This window comes from Massilia cellulosiltytica, from assembly GCF_047325105.1.
GTDB classification, from domain to species: Bacteria; Pseudomonadota; Gammaproteobacteria; order Burkholderiales; family Burkholderiaceae_D; genus Telluria; species Telluria orientalis.
On sequence record NZ_CP168562.1, the window covers coordinates 3,649,049 to 3,675,368 of the forward strand.

Consider the following 26,320-nt stretch of genomic DNA (forward strand, 5'->3'; position numbering starts at 1 on the left):
TCAAAAAAGCGTGGAAAGAACCGGCAAGTATAACAAAATCAGCGCAATATCAACGCTTTACCGACGCCGCACCCATGTTCGCGAGGGCGTCCGCACGCTCGTTGCCGGGGTGGCCGTTGTGGCCGCGCACCCAGCGCCATTCGACGGCGTGCTGCTGCTGGGCGGCGTCCAGCGCCTTCCACAGGTCGTCGTTCTTGACAGGCTCCTTCGCCGACGTCTTCCAGCCGCGCGCCTTCCAGCCGTGGATCCATTCCGAGATCCCTTTTTGCACGTACTGGCTGTCCGTGTGCAGGACGACCTCGCACGGGCGGTTGAGGACGGTGAGCGCCTCGATCACGGCGCGCAGTTCCATGCGGTTGTTCGTCGTGTTCGGCTCGCCGCCGAAGATTTCCTTTTCGTGGCCGCCATCGGCCACGAGCAGCGCGCCCCAGCCGCCGGTGCCCGGATTTCCCTTGCAGGCGCCGTCGGTAAAAATCTCAACTTTGGTCATGCTGCGCTTCTTCCTTATGTCTTACTTGTAATGTTCGTTGCGGTTCGCCGCCGGCACCGCCTGCGGCGCCTTGCTCGTCTTTTTATTCCAGGCCGGACCGATGATGCGCATGCCCTTCACGCGCTTGATCGCGTGGACCATGTACACGGCCCCGAGATACGGCCACCAGCGCCGCCCCGCCCCTTCGACGAAAGCGAAGCGGTTGAGCCACTGCGCGGTCCGGAACGGCGGCGCGTAGCAGCCGAAATGGCTGCGCGTGACGCCAAGATTCAACAATTTTAACCAGTCTTTGAGACGGGGCATAGAGATGAACTCCCCCGCCGCCGGCAGGTAGTCGCTGCTCGTGATGCGCCCCATCCCCTGGCGCACGCCCCACAGGCTGGCCGGGTTGAAGCCGCAGATGATCACCTGCCCTTCCGGGATCAGCACGCGCTCGACTTCGCGCAGCACCTGGTGTGGCTCGGCCGCGAATTCCAGCACGTGCGGCAGCACGACGAGGTCCAGGCTTTGCGACGCGAACGGCAGGTCGGCGAAGTCGAGCGCGACGGCGATCTGCTTGCCGGTGGCGGCATAGACCAGTTCATCGGCCGTCGACGTGCGCGTAGCCGCCTGCCATTTGTTGGGCATGCGGTTGGCGGCCAGCGCGTCGATCTGCGGCACGCCGATCTGGACCGCGTTGAAGCCGAAAATATCGACCGTCAACTCGTCCAGGCACGCCTGTTCCCAGGCGCGCACGTACGCGCCCGCCGGCGATTGCAGCCAGCGGTCGAGCGCTATAATGGATTTTTCGGATGCCGCGCTGTCCATGCCCAACCTTTATCGATACCCATATGATTCCTGTGCCCACTGAACTCGCAGTCCTGACCGTGCCGGCCTTCAAGGATAACTATCTCTGGATTATCCATGACGGCACACATGCGGCAGTGGTCGATCCGGGCGACGCGGAACCGATCCTCGCGGCCCTGCAGGCGAGTGGTCTGACCCTGACCGCCATTCTACTCACCCATCACCATGCTGACCACATCGGCGGCGTGACGCGCTTGCTCGAACACAGCAACGTGCCCGTCTTCGGTCCGCGCAACGACGGCATCGCCGTCGTGAACCACCCGGTCGGCGAAGGCGACACGGTCGAGGTGCCGGGCCTCGCGCTCGAACTCGCCGTGCTCGACGTCCCCGGGCATACGAAGGGTCACATCGCGTACGTGCGCGAGGACGCAGGCGCGCGCTGGCTGTTCTGCGGCGACACGCTGTTCGGCGGCGGCTGCGGCCGCCTGTTCGAAGGCACGCCGGCGCAGATGATGGGCTCGCTCGCCAAGCTGGCCGCCCTCCCCGACGATACGCTGGTGTACTGCGCGCATGAATACACGCTGTCGAACCTGCGCTTCGCCGAAGCGCTGGAACCGGGCAACCGCGCGCTGCAGCTGCGTATCGCGCACGACAGCGAGCTGCGCGGCACGCACCTGCCCACGATCCCGTCGACGATCGCGATCGAAAAGGCGACGAACCCCTTCCTGCGCACGCGTGAGCCCGCCATCATCGGCAGCCTGACGGCGGCCGGACGCCTCGCGCCGGGTGCGGACCCGGTCACGGTATTCGCGGCGCTGCGGGAGTGGAAGAACGTGTTCTGAAACCGGGAGAGACCGGCTGGGGATGAGACGACGCGACCGCCGATCGCTGGCGACCGCGTCATTCGGGGAGGATCAGATTTCTTCGTACAGCGGCAGGGTCAGGAACTCGGCGAAGTCTTCCGACGTCGACATCTGTTCGAAGATCTGCGCGGCGCGCTCATAGGTCGGGCTGTCGCCGTTCGGGGCGGCCGCCTTCGCGTTGGCCAGCTCCTCCGGGATCATGGCGCGGACCATCTCGGCCGTGACCTTGCGGCCGTCTTCCAGCACGCCCTTCGGCGAGCGGATCCACTGCCACACCTGCGAACGGCTGATCTCGGCAGTGGCCGCGTCTTCCATCAGGTTGTGGATCGGCACGCAGCCGTTGCCGGCCAGCCAGGCGCCCAGGTAGTGGATGCCGACATTGATGTTGTAGCGCAGGCCCGCTTCCGTGATCGGCGCCTCCGGGCGGAAGTCCAGCAGGTCCTTCGCGGTCACTTCCACGTCCGGACGCTGCTTGTCGATCTGGTTCGGGCGGTCGCCCAGCACCTTCTTGAACTCGGTCATCGCCAGCTCGACGAGACCCGGGTGCGCGACCCAGCCGCCGTCGTAGCCGTCGGTCGCATCGCGCGCCTTGTCGTTGCGCACGCCGCCCATCGCGACTTCGTTCTTTTCCGGATCGTTCTTGATCGGGATCAGTGCCGCCATGCCGCCGATCGCCGGGGCGTTACGCTTGTGGCAGGTCTTCAGCAGCAGCAGCGCGTACGCGCGCATGAACGGCGCCGTCATCGTGACCTTCGGACGGTCGGCCAGGCAGAAGTCCTTGTCCAGCTTGAACTTCTTGATGCACGAGAAGATGTAGTCCCAGCGGCCCGCGTTCAGGCCGGCGCTGTGCTCGCGCAGTTCGTACAGGATCTCGTCCATCTCGAAGGCGGCGACGATCGTCTCGATCAGCACGGTCGCCTTGATGGTGCCCTGCGGCAGGCCCAGTTCGTTCTGGGTCATGACGAAGATGTCGTTCCACAGGCGCGCTTCCAGGTGCGATTCCATCTTCGGCAGATAGAAGTACGGACCGGCGCCGCGGGCCAGTTGTTCCTTGGCGTTGTGGACCATGAACAGGGCGAAGTCGAAAATGCCGCCGGAGATGCGCTTGCCGTCGACGAGGACGTGCTTTTCGTCCAGGTGCCAGCCGCGCGGACGGACCACCAGCGTCGCAACCTTGTCGTTCAGCTTGTATTGCTTGCCGTTCTGCTCCAGCGAGATCGTCTTGCGGACGGCGTCGCGCATATTGATCTGGCCAGTGATCTGGTTGTCCCAGTTCGGGGTGTTGGAGTCTTCGAAGTCGGTCATGTAGCTGTCCGCGCCCGAGTTCAGGGCGTTGATGACCATCTTGCGTTCGACCGGGCCCGTGATTTCCACGCGGCGGCATTCCAGCGCCTTCGGGATCGGCGCGATCTTCCAGTCGCCGTTGCGGATGTGCGCCGTCTCGGGCAGGAAGTCCGGACGCTCGCCGGCGTCCAGGCGTTTCGCGCGCTCGACGCGCGCGGCCAGCAGTTGCTGGCGGCGCGGTTCGAATTCGCGGCTCAGCTTCGCTACCAGCGCGAGCGCTTCCGGCGTCAGGATCTGTTCATAGCCGGGCTTGATCTCGGCCCGGATTTCCATTCCGGCTGGGGTGGCGATGGTCATTGCGTTCTCCTGTTCTAGTATGAAATGTGGACAGTGCCGCGGTTCCTGGCACAAGCCAGCTTGGCGTTTGATATTGCTTCCAGTATATTCACTATTAATCGCCTAAACGAGACAAAAAATATATTCATTTATGCTTTTTTGTCACAAGTGACGAACAGAATCGAGGCATTCCTTTGGACCATTTCCGTCAGATATCTACTTTTGTCGAAGTCATCGCCCGCGGCAGCCTGTCCGCGGCCGCGCGCGCGGAGGGCATCGCGCCGGCCATGATCGGACGGCGTCTGGACGCGCTCGAAGCGCGCCTGGGCGTGAAGCTCCTACAGCGTACCACGCGCAAGCTGGCGCTGACGGACGAAGGGGCGGTGTTCCTTGAGGATTGCCAGCGCATCCTTGCCGAGCTCGAAGAAGCGGAAGCGGCCGTGTCGGAACGGAGCGCGCGCGCCACGGGACACCTCGTCGTATCCGCGCCGGCCGGGTTCGGGCGCCAGCACGTGGCGCCGCTCGTCCCCTCTTTCCTGGCCGAGCACCGCGAGGTGAGCATGAACCTGAACCTGTCCGACCGCGTCGTCGACGTCATCGGCGAAGGCGTCGACATCGCGATCCGCATCGCGAGCCTGACGGACTCGAATCTCGTCGGTGTGAAGCTCGCGGACAATCACCGTGTCGTCGTCGCGACGCCCGGTTATTTGAAGCGTCACGGGACGCCGCAGACGCTGAACGACCTGTCGAAACACAATTGCCTGGCGATAAGCAGCCAAGGCAGCCAGCGGGGCTGGACGTTCCGCGACCACGGCAAGATCGTCACGATGAAGGTGGGCGGCAATATGGTGTGCAACGACGGCGCCGTGCTGCACGACTGGGCGATGGCCGGGCGCGGGCTGGCCTGGCGGTCGATGTGGGAAGTGAGTTCGGAAATCGAAGCGGGCCAGCTGGTGCCCGTGCTGGAACAGTTCGCGGCGCCCGGCAACGATATCTATGCCGTGTTTGCGCAACGCCGTCACTTGCCGCTGCGCATCCGGGTATTCGTGGACTTTCTGCGCCATGCGTATTCTCAGCCGGATTACTGGCGCAAGCCTGGCTGACCGGCATGAAACGTTAGAGCAAAAAAAAATCCTCGGAAGCTCCGAGGATTTTTTGTCATCAATTCAGCAGATTACAGCGGCTGAATGTTCGATGCTTGTTTGCCTTTCGGACCGGAGGTCACGTCGAACGAGACGCGTTGGTTCTCCTGCAGGGACTTGAAGCCCTGGCTCTGAATCGCCGAGAAGTGCGCGAACAGATCTTCGCCGCCTTCGTCCGGGGTGATGAACCCGAAGCCTTTGGAGTCATTGAACCATTTAACGATGCCAGTTGCCATTACAATTTCCTATTTCAGTTGAAGTGGACCGAAGTCCGTTTACGATCGTTTGAAGAAGCAAGAAACAAATGACAGACTAACTGCACTGCTACCGCGAATCCAACGATCCCTAATTATACCGAATAAACCCACACGTACACGGTTTTCGCAAAATAAAACCGGGATCCGTGACAATTCCTGAAGCCAACCTTTTTACGGATCCCATTTGCGTCGGCAGTACGCAAAATATAGGGCATGGATGCGGATAAAGTTTGTCCTAAATCAAACGATTTCGGGACAGGTGCTTTGTTGTGGCGCTATACAGAAGACTCGTCGTTCGGGTATGCGGCCTTCGGATCGACGCTGCCCCACGCGATGAACACATCCAGTTCGGACAGCCACGCTTCCCACTCTTCCGGGGCGACGGCGTCGAATGTCGTCAGCACGCGCAGGCGCTGTTCCAGCATGCGCGCCTGCTGCCCGAGGATGCGGAAGCCGAATGTGGCGGACGAGCCGGCCAGCGTATGCAGCACCGCATGCATCTGCTCGATCAGCGCGGCCGGCGGCCGCTTCGGGTCGAAGGCGTTGCGCGCGGCCGACAGGCGGCCGAGTGTCTGCGGCAGGCTCGCCGCGAATTTATCGTTCAGCTCCGCGAGGCGCGCGAAGAATTCGGCATCCGCACTCGAACTCATTTCCTGCCGCTCATTTCGTACCAAATATACGATCGCCCGCATCGCCGAGGCCCGGCACGATGTAGGCGTGGTCGTTCAGCTTGCTGTCGAGCGAAGCCACGTACAGCTTCACGTCCGGATGGGCCTTATGGAACACTTCCACGCCTTCCGGCGCCGCGACGAGGGCCAGGAAGATGATCTGGTCGTCCGTCACGCCGCGCTTCTTGAGCACGTCGACGGCGTAGACGGCCGAGTTGCCCGTCGCGACCATCGGATCGCACAGGATGAACGTGCGCTCGGTCGTGTCCGGCAGGCGCACGAGGTATTCGACGGGCAGGTGCGTGTCCGGGTCGCGGAACACGCCGATGTGGCCGACGCGGGCCGACGGCACCAGTTCCAGCAGGCCGTCGCTCATGCCGACGCCGGCACGCAGGATCGGCACGATGGCCAGCTTCTTGCCCGCGATGACGGGAGCGTCGATCGTCATCAGCGGCGTGTCGATCTGGCGCGTCGTCAGCGGCAGGTCGCGCGTGATCTCGTAACCCATCAGCAACGTGATTTCCCGCAGCAATTCGCGGAACGTGCGCGTGGACGTGCCGCGGTCGCGCATGTGCGACAGCTTATGCTGGATCAGGGGATGGTTCAGGATGAACAGGTTCGGGAAGCGCGGATCTTGTTTCATTATGCATGGCCGGCGCTTGTGGCAGCGGCGTGGTTGATTTGGTAAATGGCGTGCATTATCCCAGTTTGTCCCGTCCTTTGTCGAAGATTTATCGCGGCTTATTCCACCAGCGCACGGGCGAGGATCGCGTCGCAGTCGACCCCGCCGGGCAGCCGGCCGAACGCGCCGCCCACGTCCACGGCGATGCGCGACGCGACGAACGCGGCGGCGACGCATGCCGGCGCATGGCGCAGCAGCAGCCCCGCCTGCACGGCCACGACGAGGTCTTCCGCGAGGCGGCGCGCGCCGAATTCGTCGGCCGCGGGCGTGGCGAGGCCGTCCAGCAGGCGCGCACAATACGCGTCGAAGCGGCTGTCGCGGCCGGAGGCGAGCGCCAGTTCCGCCGCCAGCGCGTCGCGCGTCTCCGGCCCTTTGGAAAACGCCCGCAGCACGTCGAGGCACATCACGTTGCCGGAGCCTTCCCAGATCGAATTGACGGGGAATTCGCGGTACAGGCGCGCCAGCGGGCCGTCCTCGACATAGCCGTTGCCGCCCATGACTTCCATCGCCTCGGCGCCGAACGCGGGGCCGCGCTTGCACAGCCAGTATTTGCCGGCCGGGGTCAGGATGCGCCCCAGCAGCGCCTCGCGCGGGTCGGCGGCGCCATCCGGGCCCGGGTCGAAGCAGCGCGCCAGCCGCAGCGCGAACGCGGTCGCCGCTTCCGATTCCAGCGCCAGGTCGGCCAGCACGTTCTGCATCAGCGGCTGGTCGGCGAGCTTGCGCCCGAACGCGCTGCGCGCGCGCGCATGGTGCAGCGCGTGGCACAGGGCGGCACGCATGATGCCGGCCGAGCCCAGCACGCAATCGAGGCGCGTGTGGCTGCCCATTTCGAGGATCGTCGGGATGCCTCGCCCTTCCTTGCCGATCAGCCAGCCGACGGCGTCGCAGAACTCGACTTCGGACGACGCGTTCGACTTGTTGCCGACCTTGTTCTTCAGGCGCTGCACGCGGATCGCGTTGCGCGTCCCGTCCGGCAGGAAGCGCGGTACGAAAAAGCACGACAAACCCGCACTGCCGCCCTCGTCGGTCTGTGCCAGCACGAGGTGGGCGTCCGATTGCGGCGCGGAGAAAAACCATTTGTGGCCGACGAGGCTCCACGCGTCGCGCCAGTCGGCGCCGAAGCGGGTCTCCGCCACCGCCGGATTCATGCGCGTGGCCCGCGTCGTGTTGGCGCGCACGTCGGTGCCGCCCTGTTTTTCCGTCATGCCCATGCCGATCAGGGCGCCCCGCTTCTGCTCGATGGGCAGCGAGCGCGGGTCGTAGGTGCGCGACAGGATCTTCGGCAGCCAGTGCGCCGCGATGCCCGGGTGCTGGCGCAATGCCGGAACGGACGCGTACGTCATCGTCACGGGACATTGCGAGCCGTTCTCCACCTGGCCGAACAGCAGATAGGCGGCCGCGCGCGCGACCTGGGCGCCGGGCCGCGGCGCTTCCCACGGCAGCGAGTGGGCGCCGTTCCCGATCAGCAGGCGCATCAGCTCATGCCACGCCGGGTGGAATTCGACCTCGTCCACGCGCTGCCCGCCGCGGTCGAAATTGACGAGGCGCGGCGGGTTGTCGTTCGCCAGCCGGCCCAGGTCCAGCACGGCGGCGGCGCCGAGTTCCTGCCCCAGCCGCCCGAGTTCGCCCTCCGCCCAGCCGGCGCCTTCGCGCACCAGGCCTTCGCGCAGCGCGGGGTCACAGGCGAACAAATCCACGTCACCGAACGGCGGCGCCTGGTTGAAAACCTCGTGGGTGTCGAATCGGTTCATGGCGTCCCTCCCGGAATGGCCGAGTTGTTGCAACTGAGCATCATATGAACGGCGCAAAAGTTTCTACTTTGCACTGTATCGGCGACAATAACCCTTCAAGCCCACCGCCGGGTTATCGGTTAGGCAACAAGGCTAGCCCAAAGCCACGTGCGGGGCAAGCGGGACCGATTCGGACGCCGGCACTGCGACGTGTCAAGCAGCGGCAGAAAGTGACACGGCATTGTGCTTTTTAGTGCCGGCTGGAATCTTTCGGTGATACATTGCTTGTTGTTTTGGTACACTCCAGCATTAAGGGCAGTTCCTGCCTAGATTTGAAAGCAGATATTTCGACAATGCGCGCCAGTTCACCCGCAGTACCGAACGATCCGCGTCATGCGGCCCCGGCGGCGAGCCCGGACGGCTACATGGAGGCGGTGGGCGACGTCGCGTTCTGCCTCGACCCTTCCGGCCTGATCCACCACGCCAGCCAGCGCGCCCAGCGCACGTTCGGCGCGCAGACGCTGGCCGGCACCGTCTTGACGACACTGGCCGTCGACGTCGACCAGGCCGCCCTGCGCAACGCCCTCGTCGATGCCGGCACGGCGAGCGATCCGGTACTCGTCGAAGTGCGGCTGCGCTGCGCCGGCAAGGACGTCTGGTTCGAACTGCGCATCGGCCAGCTCCCGGGCGGCCATGAATTGCTGGCCGTCGGCCGCGACATGTCGGCCCAGCGCGCGACCGAACAACGCCTGCGCCACATGGCCACGCACGACGCGCTGACGGAACTCCCGAACCGCCTGCTGCTGTCCGACCGCATCCGCATGGTGATCGCCAGTGCGCGCCGCTCGGGCCAGGGCTTCTGTGTCGCCACGATCGGCCTGGACGGTTTCAAGAAGGTCAACGACGGCCTCGGCCACCCGGTCGGCGATGCCGTGCTGCGTCAGGCCGCGAGCCGCCTGCGCAAGACCTTGCGCGACAGCGACACGCTGGCCCGCGTCGGCGGCGACGAGTTCGTTGCCGTCCTGCCGGGCACGTTCACGCCGGACCAGATCAAGCTCGTGAGCGGCCGCCTGCTGGCCGCGCTGCAATCGCCGTTCGAGGTCGACGGACATACCGTCTACCTGGGCGCGTCCGTCGGCGTGTCGATCTATCCCGACCACGCCGAGGACGAGATCCGCCTGATCGCCCTCGCCGACGCCGCCATGGGCCGCGCCAAGGAAACGGGCAAGGGCCGCGCCGTCGTCTACAGCGTGCGCGAAAACGGCATGCCGCAGCACGACATCTCGCTCGAAGCCGCGATGTTCCAGGCCGTGCGCGAAGGCGAGTTCCTGCTGTACTACCAGCCGATCGTGTCCAGCCGCACGCGCCAGATCGAAGGCTTCGAGACCTTGATGCGCTGGAAGCATCCGACCCTCGGCATGGTGCCGCCCGTGCGCTTCATCCCCATCGCCGAGACCAATGGCCTCATCAACCTGCTCGGCGCCTGGGCGCTCAAGGCGGCGCTGGTGCAGCTGCGCCAGTTCGAGGAAGTGGCCAAGCGCGACCTGTATATCTCGGTCAACATCAGCCCGCGCCAGTTCCGCAACGACCGCTTCCTCAACGTGTTGGACGACGCCCTCGACTTTTCCGGCGCGCCCGGCGACAAGCTCGTGCTCGAGATCACGGAAGGCACGCTGATGGTCGACCCGGCGCACGCGGAGGCGATCCTGACCAAGATGGCGGAACGCAACGCCCGCATCGCGATCGACGACTTCGGCACCGGCTATTCGAGCCTCGCCTACCTGAAACGCTTCCCGATCTCCGTACTGAAGATCGACCGTGCCTTCATCAAGGACCTGCCCGCCTCGACCAAGGACGCGGCGATCTGCAATGCCGTGCTCGACCTGGCCAAGCACCTCGACCTGTCGGTCGTGGCCGAAGGCGTCGAGACCGAAGAACAACTGACCTACGTCGAGTCGCGCGGATGCGACTACGTACAAGGCTACCTGACCGGGAAACCGATGCCGGCCCACGTGGCCATGGCCGCGCTCAAGGAAAACCTGTACACGGAACTGCTGCCGGACGAATTACGGGCGGGCCTCACATGAACCAGACTGCTACCATCGAACGATCGCCGAAAGCCGACGCCACCCTCGCCCTGCTGTGGGAGCGGATCCGGCGGCGCGGCGACATGCCCGGCTTCACCAAGGCCATCAACGCCATCCTCGCCTCCATGCGCGGCGAAGACGAGCGCGACTTTTCCATGACCCAGACGGTGCTGTCCGACCCCGTGCTCACCCAGAAGGTGCTGCGCCTGGCGAACAGCGGCATGTACTCGGCCTTCGGCCAGCGCATCAACACTGTCTCGAAGGCCATCCTCGTGCTGGGCACGGAAGCCATCGGCCACCTGGCGCTGGGCCTGAAACTGATCGAGGAACTGTCCAAGTCGACGCCCGATTCGCTGCAGGCCCACATCGAGATGGAAAAGGCCGTGCTGGCCGGGATGGTGGCGCACCAGGTCGCGGCCGAAGCGGCCACGCGCGATCCGGAAGAAGCCGTCGTGTGCTCGATCCTCCATTCGCTGGGCCGGATGATGGTCACGTTCTACCTGCCCGAGCACTGGACCCTGATGCAGCAGGCGGCGGGCGCCGGCGATATCGACCCGATCGCCATCGCGCAACTGGGCCTGTCGCTCGAACAGATCGGCCGCGCCACGGCCGAACACTGGGGCCTGCCGCGCAACCTGATCGCCGGCATGCGCCGCGTGGAGCCCGGCTTGCGCGGTGCCGACTTCGGCCACGACGACTGGCTTGCCGCCCTCGGCACCATGGCGTCGCAATGCGCCGACAGCCTGTGGCACGGCGACGAAGCGGGCGCCGAACAGGTGAAACTGCTGGCAGCCGGCTTCGCGCCGCTGATCGGCATCGAGCCGGACAACATCGTCGGTGCCATCGAGAAGGCGAAGGTCGAAGCGGCCGCGGACCTGTCGATCGCGCCGCTCGCGAACCCGCCCGAGAAGCGCGCCCGCGCCTCCGCCGTCACGCGCCTGCGCGAGGCCGGCAACAAGATCCTGCTGAACGGGGTGGCCGACATGCGCGACGCCGCCGCAACCGCAACGCCGGGCCAGATGGTGTCGATGGCGATCGAGACGGCGTACCACGGCCTGTCGTTCACGCGCGCGTTCGGCTTCCTGCGCGACCGCCGCGACGGCCGCTACACGGCCAAGATCGGCCTGGGCGACAACGCCAAGACACTCGTGCCCAAGCTGTCGTTCGACGATGCGTACGAACCTAACGTGTTCTTCGCCTCCCTCGGCAGCGACCGCGTGATCTTCATCGAAAACGCGCGCGATCCGAAATTCTCGAGCAAGCTGCCGGGCTGGTGGAAAGGCACGCTGTCCGAGGCCCGCTGCTTCGTCATCATCCCGCTGTGCACGCGCGGCGAGCCGGTCGGCTTCATCTACGGCGACTGGGACGACCGCTTCCCGTCCGTCTACCTGAGCCAGACGGAGTTCTCGCTGCTGAACGAATTGCGCGCGCTCGTCGTCAAGAGCGTGGAGCGGCGGCAGCCGGTGGAAGCGGTGGCGAGCCGGGCCTGATCGTCATTCCCGCGCAAGCGGGAATCCATGCCGAGCGGCCGAATTCGGACTACGAAAAGACCGCGCGACTTCGGACTTATCGAATCCTGCACTTCAGTATGGGTCCCCGCTTTTCGCGGGGACGACGGGTTTAACGCAGGCGCGGCGTATCCACGTGCACGTCGCCGCACTGGGCGCGGTTCATCAGGGCGTGATCGATCAGCACCAGCGCCAGCATCGCCTCCGCGATCGGCGTCGCGCGGATGCCCACGCACGGGTCGTGGCGGCCGAACGTCTCGACCGTCACCGGATTGCCCTGCTTGTCGATCGAGCGGCGCGGCGTGCGGATCGACGACGTCGGCTTGATGGCGATGGACACGGTGATGTCCTGGCCCGTCGAGATCCCGCCCAGCACACCGCCGGCATTGTTGCCGACGAAGCCTTCCGGGGTCAGTTCGTCGCCGTGTTCCGAGCCCTTCTGCGCGACCGAGTGGAAACCGGCGCCGATCTCCACCCCTTTCACCGCATTGATGCCCATCATGGCGTAGGCGATGTCGGCGTCGAGCTTGTCATAGATCGGCTGGCCGAGACCCACCGGGACGTTCTTCGCCACCACGTCGATGCGGGCACCGATGGAATCGCCCGCGCGGCGCAGTTCGTCCATTGCCGTTTCCATGCGCGCGATCAGGTCGGCGTCGGACGTCGCGGCGAAGAACGGGTTGTGGTGCACGTGCCTGAAATCCTCGAACGGCACGGGAATGTCGCCCAGCTGGCTCATGCAGCCCATGAACTCGGTGCCGTACTTCTCGCGCAGCCACTTCTTGGCGATGGCGCCGGCGCCGACGACGGGCGCGGTCAGGCGCGCGGACGAGCGGCCGCCGCCGCGCGGGTCGCGCACGCCGTACTTGTGCCAATAGGTGTAGTCCGCGTGGCCAGGACGGAACATCTCGACGATGTTGCCGTAGTCCTTGCTGCGCTGGTCCGTGTTCTCGATCAGCAGCGCGATCGGCGTGCCCGTCGTCACGCCTTCGTAGACACCGGACAGGATCTTCACCTGGTCCGCTTCCTGGCGCTGCGTCACGTGGCGCGACGTGCCCGGCTTGCGACGGTCCAGCTCGGGCTGGATGTCGGCTTCGGACAACGCCAGTCCCGGCGGACAGCCGTCGATCACGCAGCCGATTGCGGGACCGTGCGATTCGCCGAAAGTGGTTACGGAAAACAGCTTGCCAAATGTGTTGCCGGACATGGAATCTCGTTGGGTTGTGCGAATGGAATGGAAGATTCTACCAGCATGGACAACCGATCGGTGAATTGCCTACTTGCACGAATAAAAATGTTTCCGTGTGGAATTTTCTTGCCTGACTTGATACCATTGCAGATATACTAGTTCGCAACTATCGAGCTTAACCTGGAGACGCAGCAATGCCCGCACCGAACACGCCTCCGGGCGCCGCACAGGACGATGACCTGGTGTTCGCAGACGAGTCGCCGGCAGACGCCCCCGCGAAGGACGGCGGCGCGTGGCGCGTGCTGATCGTCGACGACGACGCCGACGTCCATTCGACGACGACGTTCGCGCTCGGTACGCTCGAGATGCACGGCCGGCCGCTGGCATTCCTGCATGCGTATTCCGCCGCCGAAGCGATGGACGTGCTGGCACGCGAAGACGACATCGCCGTGATCCTGCTCGACGTCGTGATGGAACAGGCCGACGCCGGCCTGCACCTCGTGCGCCACGTGCGCGACACGCTCGGCCGCCACGACGTGCGCATCATCCTGCGCACGGGCCAGCCCGGCTATGCGCCCGAGATGGACGCCATCCGCGGCTACGACATCAACGATTACCGCACCAAGTCGGAACTCACCCGCACGAAGCTCTACACGAGCGTGGCCGCCGCGATCCGCGCCTACGAGCAGATCCACGCGCTCGAAGACAGCCGCACGGGCCTTGCCGAAGTCGTGCGCGCCAATACGGAATTGATGGCCCTGCACACGGTCGGCGAGATGACGCTCGGCATCCTGCGCGAAGTGGCTGTCCTCGCGGGCCAGCCGGCGGACGGCGTGCTGTGCGCCTGCGTGCCGGGCACGGGCCACGTCGGCTGGCAGGTGCTGGCCAGTTGCGGGCCCAGCGCGGATCTCGCGCGCGACGGCATGCTCGCGCCGGGCGGTCAGGGCCCCGCCGCCGCCATCGCGCGTGCGCTGGCCGAACGGCGCAACCTGTACGAACCCGACCACGTCGCCCTTTACTTCTGCGGCAAGTCGCACCGTCATTTCGCCGCGTGGCTGAAGTTGACGCGGCCGCTGGACGCCCTGCGCCGCGGCCTCGTCGACGTATTCACGAGCAGCATCGCGGTCGGCCTGGACAACGTCGCCCTGATGACCGCCCTGCACCGCGCGGCGTTCTACGACGGCCTCACGAGCCTGCCGAACCGGACCCGCCTCGTCGAACTCATCGACGACAGCCTGCAGGCGCGCGCCGACGCGACCCTGTGCCTCGTCGACATCGACCAGTTCGCCGAAACGAACGACGCCCTCGGCCACCAGTTCGGCGACGCGCTGCTCGGCGCGGTGGCGCAGCGCCTGCGCACGCGCCTGGATGCGCGGGTGGCGCTGGCACGCATCGGCGGCGACATCTTCTGCCTGCTGGGCGAGGCCGACCTGATCGATCCGGCCGCCGTCCAAGACCAGTTCGCGGCGCCGTTCTCGATCGAAGGCCAGGACGTGCAGGTGTCCGCCACGCTGGGCCTCGTGCGCCTGCTGGAGCATGACGGCACCGCGGCCGATGCGCTGAAGGATGCCGACATCGCGCTGAAGCGCGCGAAAACCCAGCGGCGCGGCGGCCACTTCTATTTTTCGCGCGGCATGGGCGTGGAGATCCGTGAACGGGTGCGCCTGATGCACGCGCTGCGCAGCGGCTTCGCGCGCGGCGAACTGTTCCTCGCCTATCAGCCCCAGGTCGAACTCGCCGCGCGCCGCGCGTTCGGCGCCGAGGCGCTGCTGCGCTGGCGCACGGAAGACGGCCGCTTCGTCCCGCCCGACCGGTTCATTCCGATCGCGGAATACTCGGGCCTGATCATCGACATCGGCGCGTGGGTGTTGCGCGAAGCCTGCGCGGAACTCGTGCGCGTGCGCGCGGCGGGCCACCTCGACTTCACGATGTCGATCAACGTCTCGCAAGTCCAGTTCCGCCATCCGCATTTCATCGACATGCTGCGCCACGCGCTGCTCGATACGGGCGCGCCGCCGGAGCGTGTCGAGCTGGAGATCACGGAATCGATGGCGATGGAAGAACCCGACCTGCTGATCGAACGCCTCGCCGAAATCAAGCGCACCGGCGTGTCGATCGCCATCGACGATTTCGGCACGGGCTTCTCGTCCCTCTCCTATCTGCAGCGCCTGTGCGTGGATCGGCTCAAGATCGACCGCGCGTTCGTGACCGAGATCACGGACGCGGCACGGGGCAGCAGCATCGCGGAGATGGTCATCGAGCTGGGCCGCAACCTGGGCCTGTCGATCATCGCCGAAGGTGTCGAGGACGAGGTGCAGGCGCAGATCCTGCAGGCGCTCGGTTGCCCGCTCGCGCAGGGCTATCTGTTCGCGCGCCCGCTCGCGCCCGAGGCACTCATCGAGTGGCTGGGCAGCGACGCGCTGACGCGCGCCGCGTAATCACCGGCGACCGCTCAATCCTCGGCCATCTGCTCGGCAGGCCAGTCGCGGATATAGGCCTTGAGCATGCGGTTCTCGAAGCTCTGCGCCTCGAGCACGGCCTTCGCGACGTCGTAGAACGAGATCACGCCCAGCAGCGTGCGCGCGTTCATGACGGGCAGGTAGCGCGCGTGCTTTTCCAGCATGATACGGCGCACTTCGTTGACTTCGGTGTCCGGGGTGACGGTGATCGGGCTGTCGTCCATGTGCTTGCGCACGGTGCCCGCGGGTTCGAGCGAACCGCCATGCGCGTGCAAGGCCTTGATGACCTCGCGGAAGGTCAGCATGCCGACCAGGTCGCCATATTCCATCACGACGAGCGAGCCGATGTCGCGCTCGGCCATCGTGGCGGCGGCGTTGGCCAGGTCGGTGTCCGGCGACACGGTGTACAGGATGTCGCCCTTGACCTGCAGGATTTCCGATACCTTCATTTGGACCCCCTTGAGTGGAGATGCGTGCTGCGTTGTGTATTTCATAAATTTGACTCTAGCCTAAGCTCCCCAAAAAATCCACCTTTTTGCCTTGCAACCGTGCACTCTGCACCATCTTGATGATTAAATGTAACGGTTAGCGCTATCGGATGCTAGCATGCGCCGTCTTCGTTTTCAGGATGAACCCCATGAGCGGTCCCCGCTACCCCGGCTTCAGCACGCTGGCGCTGCACGTCGCCGCCGGCGCCCCGTTACCCGCCCCGGCCGGCGCCACGCTCGAGGAGCGCGTCGCCGCCTTCGAAGGTGGTGTCGCCGGCATCGCGACGGCCAGCGGCCAGGCCGCGCTGCATCTGGCGCTGGCCACGCTGGCAGGCAACGGCCACCACGTCGTCGCCGCGGACAACCTGCATGACGACGCGCGCGCCCTCCTCGCCCACGGCCTGCGCCGCTTCGGCGTCACGACGACGTTCGTCGATCCGCGCGCTCCCGACGCGTGGCGCGCGGCCATCCGGGCCGAGACGCGGGTGCTCGTCGGCGCGGCCCTCGGGCTGGACGGCACCGTTCTCGACATCCCGCGCGTGGCCGCCGTCGCGCACGGCCACGACCTGCCGCTGCTCGTCGACGCGACACTTGCCACGCCGTGGCTGCTGTCCGCGTTCGACCACGGCGCCGACCTCGTGGTCCATGATGCCGCCTTCCTCGCGGGACAAGCGGACGCGCCCGGCGGCCTGCTCGTCGACGGCGGCACGTTCGACTGGCATGCCGCGCACACGCGCACGGGCCGCTACGCCGACCTGTGCGAACCGAACCCCGCCTGCGACGGCCGCGTGTTCGCCGAAGAGTCGACGGTCGGCGCCTTCGCCCTGTGCGCGCGCCACGTCGGCCTGCGCGCTTTCGGCACCGCGCCGGGCGCGCACGATGCGGCCACGATCCTGCGGGGCCTCGAGACCCTGGGCATGCGCATGGACCGCCACGTCGCCGGCGCCCGCAAGGTCGCGCAGACGCTCGCGGGTCACCCGGCCGTCGCGGGCGTCGCGTATGCGGAACACGGACTGCTGCCGCGCGGCGCCGGCGCCGTCGTCCCGTTCACACTGCAGGGCGGCCCGGCCGCGGCCGCCCGCTTCCTCGATACGCTGAAGGTCTTCGGCCGGGCGGATGCCATCGGCGGCCCCCGCTCGTCCGCCACCGACGCTGGCGCGGGCAACGTGCGCCTCCACATCGGCCTGGAAGACCTGGACGACCTGCTCGACGACCTCGCCCGCGCCCTGAAACTGGCGCAGAAAGGAGCCTGACATGCTGCTCGACGTGAACGGCAGGACCGCCTACGTCTACACTGCCGGCAGCGCGCCGGGCCGGGACGCCATCGTGTTCATCCACGGCGCCCAGAACGACCATTCCGTCTGGACCGCCCAGGCCCGCACCCTCGCGCACCAGGGCCATCACGTGCTGGCCGTCGACCTGCCCGGCCACGGCCGCAGTGCCGGCCCCGCGCTGGCCACGGTCGAGGACATGGCCGCCTGGCTGCTCGGCCTGCTCGACGCGGCCGGCATCGCCCGCGCCGTGCTGGCCGGCCACAGCATGGGTTCGCTGATCGCCCTCGAGGCCGCGTCCCGGGCGCCCGCCCGCGTACGCGCGCTGGCCCTCGTGGGCAGCACGTGGCCGATGAAGGTGTCGGACGCCCTGCTGGAGACGGCGCGCACGAACGAGCCGGCCGCCATCGACATGGTCAACCTGTGGTCGCACGCCGCGGTCGCGCCGGCCGCGCCGGGCCGGCCGCAAGGTACCTGGCTGGCGGGCGCGTCGCGCCGGCTGATGCAGCGGCTGTCGCAGCTGAACCCGGACCGGCTGTTCCACACGGACTTCGTGGCGTGCAATACGTACGCGAACGGGGGCGCGGCCGCGCAGGCCATCGCGTGCCCAACCCTGTTCGTGCAGGGCCGGCGCGACGTGATGACGCCGCCCCGTTCGGCGCAAGGGCTCGTGGCCGCGATCCCGCATGCGCGCGTCGTCGCGCTCGATTGCGGGCATGCGCTGATGACGGAACAGCCGGATGCGGTAAGCGCGGCGCTGGCGGACTTCGTGCGCGGCCTGGATTGATCTACACTGGACGGCAGGGAGACAACCCGGAGAGCAGCATGGCCGCCGTCCGCTACGACAGTTTCGCGCAGTTCTATCCCTGGTACCTGACCCAGCACGAGAACCGGATGTGCCGGCGCGCCCACTTCCTCGGCACGTCGTCGGCCATCGCGGGCATCGCGCAATACATCGACAGCCTGAATCCCTGGTGGCTCGTCGTCGCCGTCGTGACGGGCTACGGCGGCGCCTGGATCGGGCACTTCCTGTTCGAGAAAAACCGCCCGGCCACGTTCGGCTACCCGTGGTATTCGTTCCGCGCGGACTGGGTGATGTATTGGGAGATGCTGACCGGCAAGCTCAGTTGGTAAGCGGCGCAACTGAGCTGTCAAAATGGTCAGCCAGCGTCTCGTCCAGCCCCCGCTCGACGGACGCCTCGACCTGGCGCGCGAGCGCGGCCGTGTCCAGCGCCAGCGGCGACTGCGCGCCGTCGGCCGGCGGGCCGGCCTCGCTCTTGACGCCGCCGAACACGAACAGCCGGTAGACGTCCGCCAGCCTGACGAGGCGCGGATCGACGAGCAGCACCCAGCAATCGGTCCCGGCCCGCGCGCCTCCGCGTTTTCCCATCCTCCACCGCAGCGACACTTGCTCCTCCACGTGCACGCGCCCGACCCAGCCGGCCGCCACCATCCGCTCCAGCAACTCGGTCATCTCGTCGTAACCGATCCGCGTGCACGTACGGATCTGGGCGCTCGACACCATCGCCGTGCCCGTCAGCCGCGCACCGCCGTGCAGCACCTTCAGCACGGCCATCGCATCCACGAACGCGCCGCCCGGGACGGGTTCGTACCACCAGCGCTCGTACTTGACGATGGGTAGCGCGGCCGTCAGCAGCGCGCCCACCAGGGTGATCATCCAGGACAGGTACATCCAGACGAGGAACAGCGGCAGCGCGGCCAGCGCCCCGTAGATGATGGCGTAGGTGGGAAATTGGCGGATGAAGATGGCGAACACCCGTTTCGCCACCTCGAACGCAATGGCGGCGACCAGGCCGCCCCACATGGCGTCGCGCCAGTCGACGTCGCGGTTCGGGACCGTCATGTACAGCAGCACGTAGGCACCCGTCGTCAACGCGACCGACACGACCGTGTAGAAGACCGCGCCCAGGAACGGCACGAGGCTCATCAGGCCATTGGTGGCGGAAAACAGTTGCGACGTCAACGTGAGCGACAGGCCGAACGCGAGCGGCCCCAGGGTGACGAGCGCCCAGTACACGAGCACGCGCTGCACGACGGGACGGGGGCGGCGCACCTTCCAGATCTGGTTGAACGCCCGCTCGATCGTGCCGATCAGCGCGACGGTCGTGAACACGAGGGCGATACCGCCGACGGCCGACAGCCCCGTCGCCTTGCTGGCGAACTGCGTCAGGTTCGACGTGATCGTGTTGGCGATCGCCTTCGGCATCAGCATCTGGACGAAATAATTGTCCAGGGCGGTGCGCAGTTTGCCGAACATCGGAAACGTGGTGAAGATGGCCAGCACGATCGTCAGCAGCGGGACGATGGCCAGGGTGGTCGTGAACGTGAGGCTGCCCGCGACCTGCGGCAGCTTTTCCTCGGTGAGGCGGCGGCGCGCGAAGCGCACGAGGTCGCGCACCTCGTTCCACGTCAGTCCGCGCACCCGGTCGACGCCCGTATTGATCATCTCGGTCGTGCTGCGGGAAAGATTGGTGACGGTCTTGGAAAGCATCGAAAAAGCGCCGACGGCGAGCGTGTCATCTTGTAAAGCGCCCTATAATACCAACGATGAACCCAACCAATCGGATTATCCTCGTGTTGTATTACTCGCGTCATGGAAAGACGCGCCGGCTGGCCGAACTGATCGGCCAGGGCATCGACAGCGTGCCGGGCCTGGAAGCCCGGTTGCGGACTGTTCCCGCGGTATCGACGGTGGCCGAAGCGACGGAACCCGACATCCCGCGTGCCGGCGCGCCCTACGTGGAGCTCGAGGACCTGGCGGAGTGTGCCGGACTGGCGCTGGGTTCGCCCACGCGGTTCGGCAATATGGCGGCGCCCATGAAATATTTCCTCGACGGTACTTCCGCGCAATGGCTGTCCGGCACGCTGGCCGGCAAGCCCGCTGCCGTGTTCACGTCGACGGGCAGCCTGCACGGCGGCCAGGAATCGACCCTGCTGTCGATGATGATCCCGCTGCTGCACCACGGCATGATGGTGATGGGCCTGCCCTACACCGAGCCGGAACTGATGACCACCGCGAGCGGCGGCAGTCCCTACGGCGCGACCCACTGGTCGGGCGTGGACGGCAACCGCCCGGTGACGGAAGACGAGAAGCGGCTTGCGATCGCGCTCGGCCGGCGCCTCGCGATCGCCAGCCGCAAACTGCAGGGGACGGAATAAACGATGCAAACGCAAAGGGCATTTCACACGGGCGCGGTGACGAGTCTCGTCATCCTGTTCGCCTGGCTGCTGGTCTGGGAGATCGTCGTCGCGCCGCTCCATCCCGGCGGCTCGCTGCTGGCCCTGAAGGCCCTGCCGCTGCTGCTGCCGCTGCGCGGCGTCCTGAAACGCGACCTGTACACGCTGCAGTGGTCGTCGATGGTCATCCTGATCTACTTCGTCGAAGGCATCGTGCGCGCCTGGAGCGACAAGACGGAAATCTCGCGCATGATGGCGCTGGGCGAAGCGCTGCTCGTCGTCTCGTACTTCCTGTTCGCCCTGCTGTACCTGCGCCCGTACAAGAAGCAGGCGCAGAAGCTGGCCAAGGAATTGCTCGACAAGGTCAAAGTGCCGCATGACTGATGCTCATCGCTGATCACCTTATCGAGCGTTGCAGCGCCATCGTCGGGCCGACGAACGTCCTCGTCGACGAGCACGACACCGCCCCGTACCTGACCGACTGGCGCGGCCGATTCACGGGCCGTGCCCGCGCCGTCGTGCGTCCCGCCAGCACGGCCGAAGTGGCCGCCGTCGTGCGCCTGTGCGCGGAACTGCGCGTCCCGATCGTGCCGCAGGGCGGCCGCACCGGCCTCGTGCTGGGCAGCGTGCCGGATGCGGCGGGCGACGCCATCGTGCTGTCGCTGCGGCGCCTGAACCGCATCCGCACCGTCGATACGTTCAACCGCACGATGACCGTGGAAGCCGGCTGCATCCTGCAGGACATCCAGCGTGCCGCCGTTGACCACGGCATGCTGTTCCCGCTGTCGCTGGCGGCCGAAGGCAGTTGCACCATCGGCGGCAACCTGTCGACCAATGCGGGCGGCACGGGCGTCCTGCGCTACGGGAACACGCGAGAATTGTGCCTGGGCCTCGAAGTCGTCACCGCGCAGGGCGAGGTGTGGGATGCGCTGCGCGGCCTGCGCAAGGACAACACGGGCTACGACCTGCGCGACCTGTACGTGGGCGCGGAAGGCACGCTCGGCGTCATCACGGCGGCCGTACTGAAACTGTTCCCGCAGCCGAAGGCCGCGATCACGGCGCTCGTCGCGCTGGCCACGCCGCGCGACGCGCTGGCGCTGCTGAAGCTCGTCGAAGGCGAATGCGGGCCGACCTTGACGGGCTATGAATTGATGAGCGACGTCAGCCTGCGCCTCGTCGCCAGCCATTTCCCCGACCTGCCGAAGCTGTTCCCGGAACGCTATCCCCAGTACGCGCTGCTGGAACTGTCGAGCCACGAGTCCGAGGCGCACGGCGTGGCCTTGCTGGAACGCGCGATCGAACGGGCGCTGGAAGACGGGCTCGCGCAGGATGCCGTCGTCGCGACGTCGATCGCCCAGTCGCGCGCGCTGTGGGCCATCCGCGAGCACATCCCGCTCGCGCAGGCGGCGGCCGGCAAGAACATCAAGCACGACATATCCGTACCGATCTCGCGCATCGCCGACTTCATCGAGACGACGGACGCGCAGCTGGAAGCGGACTATCCCGGCGTGCAGGTCGTCTGCTTCGGCCACCTGGGCGACGGCAACCTGCACTACAACGTCGCGCCGCCGGAAGGCATCCGCCACGACGATTTCCTCGCCGAGCAGGGCCCCATCAACCGCATCGTGCACGACAGCGTGGCGGCGCATGGCGGGTCGATCTCGGCCGAGCACGGGATCGGCGCGTTGAAGCGCGACGAGCTCCCGCGCTACAAGTCGCCGGTCGAGCTGCAGCTGATGCGTGCGATCAAGGCTGCGCTCGACCCGCTGGGCATCATGAACCCCGGTAAAATCCTGTGACCCGGAGACCTTCATGATGCGTTTTCTTCCCCTGCTCGCGGCCTGTTTGCTGACCAACGCCCTCGCCGATCCCGTCTACAAATGCACGCAGGGCGGCAAGACGAGTTACTCGGACCGCCCCTGCGTCCACGGCAAGTCGGTCGAGTTGCCGGCGCCGGTGGGCATCCGCCCCGAAGGCGCGGAATCGGTGCCGACGCGCGACGCGCGCACGCTCCTCCAGCTGGAAAAGCTGCGCATCGCGCGGGAGAAGGAACAAAAGCGGGAACAGGAACGCGGTGACAAGGCCGACGCGCGCCAGGCCAGAGCCGCCGCCACGCACCGCAAGCAGTGCGCGCGGCTGAACCTGCGCAAGCGCTGGGCCGAGGAAGACGTCGCCCGGCTGACGGGCCGCGCCAAGGTGGCCGCGCAGCGCCGGTCGAAACGGGCGACGGAAGCGCTGGCGGTGGAATGTCCGGCGTGATTTTCGGCGTCAACCCGTTGTCGCGCTGGCTGCTGTTCGGCGAGTGGCGCGCGCACCCGATGCGCGCGGTGCTGGCCGTCGTCGCCATCGCGGTCGGCGTCGCGATGGGCTTCGCCATCCACCTGATCAATGCAGCGGCATTCAATGAATTCAACGCGGCCGTGCACAGCCTCTCCGGCCAGGCCGACGTCCAGGTCACGGGGCGCGAAGCGCTGTTCGACGAGGGCATCTACCCACGCCTGGCCACCCACGAAGGCGTCGCTCTCGCCTCGCCCGTGCTCGAGGTCGACGCCGCACGGGCCGATGGCCAGGGGTCGCTGAAGATCGTCGGCCTCGACGCCTTCCGCGCCGGCTACATCGCCCCCGACCTGATGGGCGTGCCGGATGCGTCCCACCCGTACGACGTCCTCGCGGACGATGCCGTGTTCCTGTCGCCGGCCGCGCAGGCGTGGCTGGGCAAGGCGCGCGGCGACCGCATCACGGTCCGCGCCGGCACGCACGACCTGGCGCTGCGCGTGGCCGGGCCGATCCTGCGCGCGCGCAGCGGCCAGCGCCTCGGCGTGATGGACATCGGCGCGCTGCAGTGGCGTTTTCGACTCACCGGCAAACTGTCGCGCATCGACCTGAAACTGCGCGACGGCGTCGACCGCGCCACGTTCGAGCGCGCGCTGGCGGCGGAGCTGGAGCGCGATTATCCCGGCCGCTTCACGGTCGGCCGTCCCGGCGACGCCAACCAGGAAAGCCGCAGCAATAACCTCAGCCGCGCATACCGCGTGAACCTGACGGTGCTGGCGCTGGTCGCCCTGTTCACCGGCGCATTCCTCGTGTTTTCCACACAGGCGCTGTCCGTGCTGCGCCGGCGCGGCCAGTTCGCGCTGCTGCGCGTGCTCGGCCTGGAACGGCGCGCGCTGCTGCGCCAGGTGCTGCTGGAAGGCGCGATCCTGGGCGTGCTCGGCGCCCTGCTCGGCATCGCGGCGGGCTATGGCCTCGCGGCTGCCGCCCTGTCGCTGTTCGGCGGCGACCTCGGCGCCGGCTACTTCCCCGGCGTGAAACCGCACGTACAGTTCGCGCCCGGCGCCGCCCTCGTCTATTTCGGCCTGGGCCTCGGCGTCGCGCTGCTCGGCTGCGCCGCGCCTGCACTCGAAGCGGCGCGTGCCCGGCCCGCCATCGCACTCAAGTCGGGTAACGACGAGACGGCGCTGGAGCGCCTCAACCGCGTCTGGCCCGCCCTGGTCTGCCTTCTGCTCGCCGGCGCCTGCGCGTTCGCGCCGCCCGTGTTCGGGTTGCCGCTGTTCGGCTATTTCGCCGTCGCCCTGCTGCTCATCGGCGGCATCGGCCTGATGCCCCGGTTGGCCGCATCGGCGTTCCGGTCACTGGACCGCGTGCTGCGCCGCCGTGAGGACCATTCGCCCGTGCTGGCACTCACGCTGGCGCGCCTCGCCAACGCGCCGGGCCAGGCCTCGATCGCACTGGGCGGCGTACTGGCGAGCTTCAGCCTGATGGTCGCAATGGGCATCATGGTCGCCAGCTTCCGCGTCTCCGTCGACGACTGGATCCTGCACATCCTGCCTGCCGACCTGTACGTGCGCAGCAGCAGCGGTGGCAACACGGGCGGCTTCGGCGCGCCGGAACAGGCGGCGCTGGCCGGCGTGCCCGGCGTCGCGCGCGCCGCGTTCCTGCGCACGCGGCCGTTGTCGCTCGACCCGGCCCGGCCCAACATCGCGCTCGTCGCGCGCGATATCGACGCGAACGATCCGGGACGGATGCTGGCCCTCGTCGGCGACCCGGCCCCGGTGCCCGCGGGCGCCCGGCCCGTGTGGGTATCGGAAGCGATGACGGACCTGTACCGGTTGAAGACCGGGCAGACCGTGAACCTGCCGCTGGGCGGCCGGTCGCAGCCTTTCTTCATCGCCGGCGTCTGGCGCGACTATGCCAACCAGACCGGCGCCGTCGTCGTGCTCCTGGATGACTATCGCGCGCTGACGGGCGACACGACCGTCACCGATGCCGCGCTGTGGGCCGCCCCCGGCGCCGATATCGCGCACGTCGAGGCCGCGCTGCGCAAACTACCGTTCGGCGCGGCGCTCCAACTGGCACGGCCCGGCGACATCCGGGCCATGAGTTTGCGCATCTTCGACCGCAGCTTCGCCGTGACCTATCTGCTGGAGGCGATCGCCATCGCCATCGGCCTCTCGGGCGTGGCCGCGACATTCTCCGCGCAAACGCTGGCGCGCGCGAAGGAATTCGGCATGCTGCGCCACGTGGGCGTCACGCGCCGGCAGGTGCTGGGCATCCTCGCCGTCGAGGGCGGCGCGTTGACGGCGCTCGGCGTCGTCACGGGCTTCGTGCTCGGCCTCGTCATCAGCCTGATCCTCGTCTACGTCGTGAATCCGCAATCGTTCCACTGGACGATGCAGTTGCACCTGCCGTGGCCCCTGCTGGGCAGCGTCGCGGCCGTGCTGGTGGCGGCGTCCGTTGCGACGGCGCTCGTGTCGGGCCGCTACGCCTTGTCCGGCGGGCCGGTGCGCGCGGTACGGGAGGACTGGTGATGATCCTGGTCCGCACCCTGCTGCTGTGGCTCGTGGCGACGTGCGTCCACGCGGCACCGCCCGTGTTTGCACCGGTCACGCCGGGACGCACCCTGGCCTTCCCGGCCGATTACGGCGCCCATCCGGACTACCGTACGGAATGGTGGTACGCGACCGGCTGGCTGAAAACACCCGACGGCAAGCCGCTCGGCTTCCAGGTCACGTTCTTCCGCAGCCGCACGGAGACGGACCCGGCCAACCCGAGCGCGTTCGCGCCGAAACAGCTGGTCATCGGCCACGCGGCGCTGTCCGACCCGGCGCTTGGCCACCTCGTGCACGACCAGCGAAGCGCGCGCGCCGGCTTCGGGCTCGCCTACGCGGGCACGGGCACGACGGACGTGAAACTCGACGACTGGAGCATGCGGCGCGAACCGGACGGCCGCTACCGCGTCGTCGTGCGCGCCGGCGAGCTGTCGTTCACGTTGCGACTCACGCCCACGCAACCGGTGCTGCTGCAGGGCGAGGCCGGCTTTTCGCAAAAGGGTCCACAGGCGGGCCACGCCAGCTATTACTATAGCGAGCCGCATCTGCAGGTCGACGGCGACGTCGTTCACGCAGGCCGCAAGCAGGCCGTGACGGGCACCGCATGGCTCGACCACGAATGGTCCAGCCAGGTGCTGGACACCAACGCCGCGGGCTGGGACTGGACCGGCGTGAACCTCGACGACGGCGGCGCGCTGATGGCCTTCCGGATCCGCGCCAGGGATGGTAGTACACTGTGGGCCCACGCGACCTGGCGCGACGGCGCAGGCAAGGTGACGCAATACGGTCCGGACCAGGTGCGCTTCGCGCCGCAACGAACCTGGACCTCGCCGCGCACGAACGCCGCCTACCCGGTGGCGACGCTGCTCGCCACGGGGACGACGCAATGGCGCATCGAGCCGCTGCAGCCGGACCAGGAACTGGATTCGCGCCGCTCGACCGGGGCCGTGTACTGGGAAGGCGCCGTCACCGTGCAGCGCGACGGAAGGCCCGCCGGAAGGGGCTACCTCGAGCTGACCGGCTACGTATCGGCCATGAAGCTGTAAGCATCCG

General features: G+C 67.1%; 24 protein-coding genes. 14 read left to right on the forward strand and 10 right to left on the reverse strand.

What is annotated here, in order from left to right; translation table 11 throughout:
* Positions 1–49: 49 nt before the first annotated feature.
* Both rnhA and ACEN9H_RS15915 read right to left on the reverse strand, forming a co-directional pair.
* Positions 50–490 carry a ribonuclease HI gene (gene rnhA / locus ACEN9H_RS15910; RefSeq protein WP_413671189.1) on the reverse strand — a complete coding sequence of 147 codons (441 nt, stop codon included), beginning with the start codon at positions 488–490 and terminating at the stop codon, positions 50–52.
* A gap of 21 nt (positions 491–511) precedes the next feature.
* Complete coding sequence (locus tag ACEN9H_RS15915; protein ID WP_056131935.1) at positions 512–1,297, reverse strand: class I SAM-dependent methyltransferase; 786 nt, start codon at positions 1,295–1,297, stop codon at positions 512–514.
* Positions 1,298–1,320: 23 nt separating this feature from the next.
* Between ACEN9H_RS15915 and gloB the strand changes: the two genes are divergently transcribed.
* Positions 1,321–2,118, forward strand: a complete 798-nt coding sequence (gene gloB / locus ACEN9H_RS15920; RefSeq protein ID WP_413671190.1) for a hydroxyacylglutathione hydrolase — start codon at positions 1,321–1,323, stop codon at positions 2,116–2,118.
* 72 nt (positions 2,119–2,190) lie between these two features.
* Here the strand turns inward: gloB and aceB are convergent, their stop codons facing one another.
* Positions 2,191–3,780: a malate synthase A gene (gene aceB / locus ACEN9H_RS15925; RefSeq protein ID WP_413671191.1), complete on the reverse strand. Its 1,590-nt coding sequence runs from the start codon at positions 3,778–3,780 to the stop codon at positions 2,191–2,193.
* 173 nt (positions 3,781–3,953) lie between these two features.
* On the opposite strand from aceB, the gene ACEN9H_RS15930 reads away from it, so the two are divergent.
* Positions 3,954–4,862 (forward strand): LysR family transcriptional regulator, encoded by a 909-nt coding sequence (locus ACEN9H_RS15930; protein WP_413671192.1) that lies wholly within the window; start codon positions 3,954–3,956, stop codon positions 4,860–4,862.
* A gap of 71 nt (positions 4,863–4,933) precedes the next feature.
* Here the strand turns inward: ACEN9H_RS15930 and ACEN9H_RS15935 are convergent, their stop codons facing one another.
* From ACEN9H_RS15935 to ACEN9H_RS15950, 4 genes are all read right to left on the reverse strand, one after another.
* Entirely contained in the window at positions 4,934–5,137 is a 204-nt protein-coding gene (locus ACEN9H_RS15935) for a cold-shock protein (protein ID WP_036166698.1), read from the reverse strand.
* Positions 5,138–5,433: 296 nt separating this feature from the next.
* The gene (locus ACEN9H_RS15940) at positions 5,434–5,808 is read right to left on the reverse strand and encodes an Hpt domain-containing protein (RefSeq protein ID WP_413671193.1); all 375 of its coding nucleotides are present in this window, start codon (positions 5,806–5,808) and stop codon (positions 5,434–5,436) included.
* Positions 5,809–5,818: 10 nt separating this feature from the next.
* Positions 5,819–6,469, reverse strand: coding sequence for a uracil phosphoribosyltransferase (upp, locus tag ACEN9H_RS15945; RefSeq protein ID WP_056131924.1), 651 nt, complete (start codon positions 6,467–6,469; stop codon positions 5,819–5,821).
* A gap of 98 nt (positions 6,470–6,567) precedes the next feature.
* Complete coding sequence (locus tag ACEN9H_RS15950) at positions 6,568–8,259, reverse strand: isovaleryl-CoA dehydrogenase (protein ID WP_413671194.1); 1,692 nt, start codon at positions 8,257–8,259, stop codon at positions 6,568–6,570.
* A gap of 332 nt (positions 8,260–8,591) precedes the next feature.
* Between ACEN9H_RS15950 and ACEN9H_RS15955 the strand changes: the two genes are divergently transcribed.
* Together ACEN9H_RS15955 and ACEN9H_RS15960 are read left to right on the forward strand one after the other, a co-directional pair.
* On the forward strand, positions 8,592–10,325 hold the full coding sequence (locus tag ACEN9H_RS15955; RefSeq protein WP_413671195.1) for a putative bifunctional diguanylate cyclase/phosphodiesterase: 1,734 nt from the start codon (positions 8,592–8,594) through the stop codon (positions 10,323–10,325).
* Positions 10,322–11,815, forward strand: a complete 1,494-nt coding sequence (locus ACEN9H_RS15960; protein WP_413671196.1) for an HDOD domain-containing protein — start codon at positions 10,322–10,324, stop codon at positions 11,813–11,815. Before ACEN9H_RS15955 ends, ACEN9H_RS15960 begins: the two co-directional genes overlap by 4 nt.
* A gap of 130 nt (positions 11,816–11,945) precedes the next feature.
* Here the strand turns inward: ACEN9H_RS15960 and aroC are convergent, their stop codons facing one another.
* Positions 11,946–13,040 (reverse strand): chorismate synthase, encoded by a 1,095-nt coding sequence (gene aroC, locus ACEN9H_RS15965; RefSeq protein ID WP_413671197.1) that lies wholly within the window; start codon positions 13,038–13,040, stop codon positions 11,946–11,948.
* A gap of 176 nt (positions 13,041–13,216) precedes the next feature.
* On the opposite strand from aroC, the gene ACEN9H_RS15970 reads away from it, so the two are divergent.
* Positions 13,217–15,460, forward strand: coding sequence for an EAL domain-containing protein (locus ACEN9H_RS15970; protein ID WP_413671198.1), 2,244 nt, complete (start codon positions 13,217–13,219; stop codon positions 15,458–15,460).
* Positions 15,461–15,474: 14 nt separating this feature from the next.
* Here ACEN9H_RS15970 and ACEN9H_RS15975 read toward each other — a convergent pair whose 3' ends face one another.
* On the reverse strand, positions 15,475–15,930 hold the full coding sequence (locus tag ACEN9H_RS15975; RefSeq protein WP_036231747.1) for a CBS domain-containing protein: 456 nt from the start codon (positions 15,928–15,930) through the stop codon (positions 15,475–15,477).
* Positions 15,931–16,118: 188 nt separating this feature from the next.
* Between ACEN9H_RS15975 and ACEN9H_RS15980 the strand changes: the two genes are divergently transcribed.
* From ACEN9H_RS15980 to ACEN9H_RS15990, 3 genes are read left to right on the forward strand one after another with little or no spacing between them, the layout of a single operon-like run.
* Positions 16,119–17,222, forward strand: a complete 1,104-nt coding sequence (locus tag ACEN9H_RS15980; RefSeq protein WP_413671199.1) for a PLP-dependent transferase — start codon at positions 16,119–16,121, stop codon at positions 17,220–17,222.
* 1 nt (position 17,223) lies between these two features.
* On the forward strand, positions 17,224–18,027 hold the full coding sequence (locus tag ACEN9H_RS15985) for an alpha/beta fold hydrolase (RefSeq protein WP_413671200.1): 804 nt from the start codon (positions 17,224–17,226) through the stop codon (positions 18,025–18,027).
* A gap of 38 nt (positions 18,028–18,065) precedes the next feature.
* A complete protein-coding gene (locus ACEN9H_RS15990) occupies positions 18,066–18,374 on the forward strand; it encodes an Mpo1-like protein (protein ID WP_371765449.1) in 309 nt (102 codons plus the stop codon).
* Here ACEN9H_RS15990 and ACEN9H_RS15995 read toward each other — a convergent pair.
* On the reverse strand, positions 18,364–19,752 hold the full coding sequence (locus ACEN9H_RS15995) for a YihY family inner membrane protein (RefSeq protein ID WP_413671201.1): 1,389 nt from the start codon (positions 19,750–19,752) through the stop codon (positions 18,364–18,366). The two genes, ACEN9H_RS15990 and ACEN9H_RS15995, sit on opposite strands and share 11 nt — an antisense overlap.
* Before the next feature lie 56 nt (positions 19,753–19,808).
* Between ACEN9H_RS15995 and wrbA the strand changes: the two genes are divergently transcribed.
* From wrbA to ACEN9H_RS16025, 6 genes are read left to right on the forward strand one after another with little or no spacing between them, the layout of a single operon-like run.
* A complete protein-coding gene (gene wrbA, locus ACEN9H_RS16000; RefSeq protein ID WP_056131891.1) occupies positions 19,809–20,420 on the forward strand; it encodes an NAD(P)H:quinone oxidoreductase in 612 nt (203 codons plus the stop codon).
* A 3-nt stretch (positions 20,421–20,423) separates the two neighbouring features.
* A complete protein-coding gene (locus ACEN9H_RS16005; RefSeq protein WP_056131888.1) occupies positions 20,424–20,822 on the forward strand; it encodes a DUF2069 domain-containing protein in 399 nt (132 codons plus the stop codon).
* Positions 20,822–22,237: an FAD-binding oxidoreductase gene (locus tag ACEN9H_RS16010; RefSeq protein WP_413671202.1), complete on the forward strand. Its 1,416-nt coding sequence runs from the start codon at positions 20,822–20,824 to the stop codon at positions 22,235–22,237. The genes ACEN9H_RS16005 and ACEN9H_RS16010 overlap by 1 nt, the downstream gene beginning before the upstream one ends.
* Positions 22,238–22,250: 13 nt before the next feature.
* Entirely contained in the window at positions 22,251–22,697 is a 447-nt protein-coding gene (locus tag ACEN9H_RS16015) for a DUF4124 domain-containing protein (protein WP_413671203.1), read from the forward strand.
* Positions 22,685–25,246, forward strand: coding sequence for an FtsX-like permease family protein (locus ACEN9H_RS16020; protein ID WP_413671204.1), 2,562 nt, complete (start codon positions 22,685–22,687; stop codon positions 25,244–25,246). The genes ACEN9H_RS16015 and ACEN9H_RS16020 overlap by 13 nt, the downstream gene beginning before the upstream one ends.
* Positions 25,246–26,313 carry a lipocalin-like domain-containing protein gene (locus tag ACEN9H_RS16025; protein WP_413675590.1) on the forward strand — a complete coding sequence of 356 codons (1,068 nt, stop codon included), beginning with the start codon at positions 25,246–25,248 and terminating at the stop codon, positions 26,311–26,313. The genes ACEN9H_RS16020 and ACEN9H_RS16025 overlap by 1 nt, the downstream gene beginning before the upstream one ends.
* Positions 26,314–26,320: the final 7 nt, after the last annotated feature.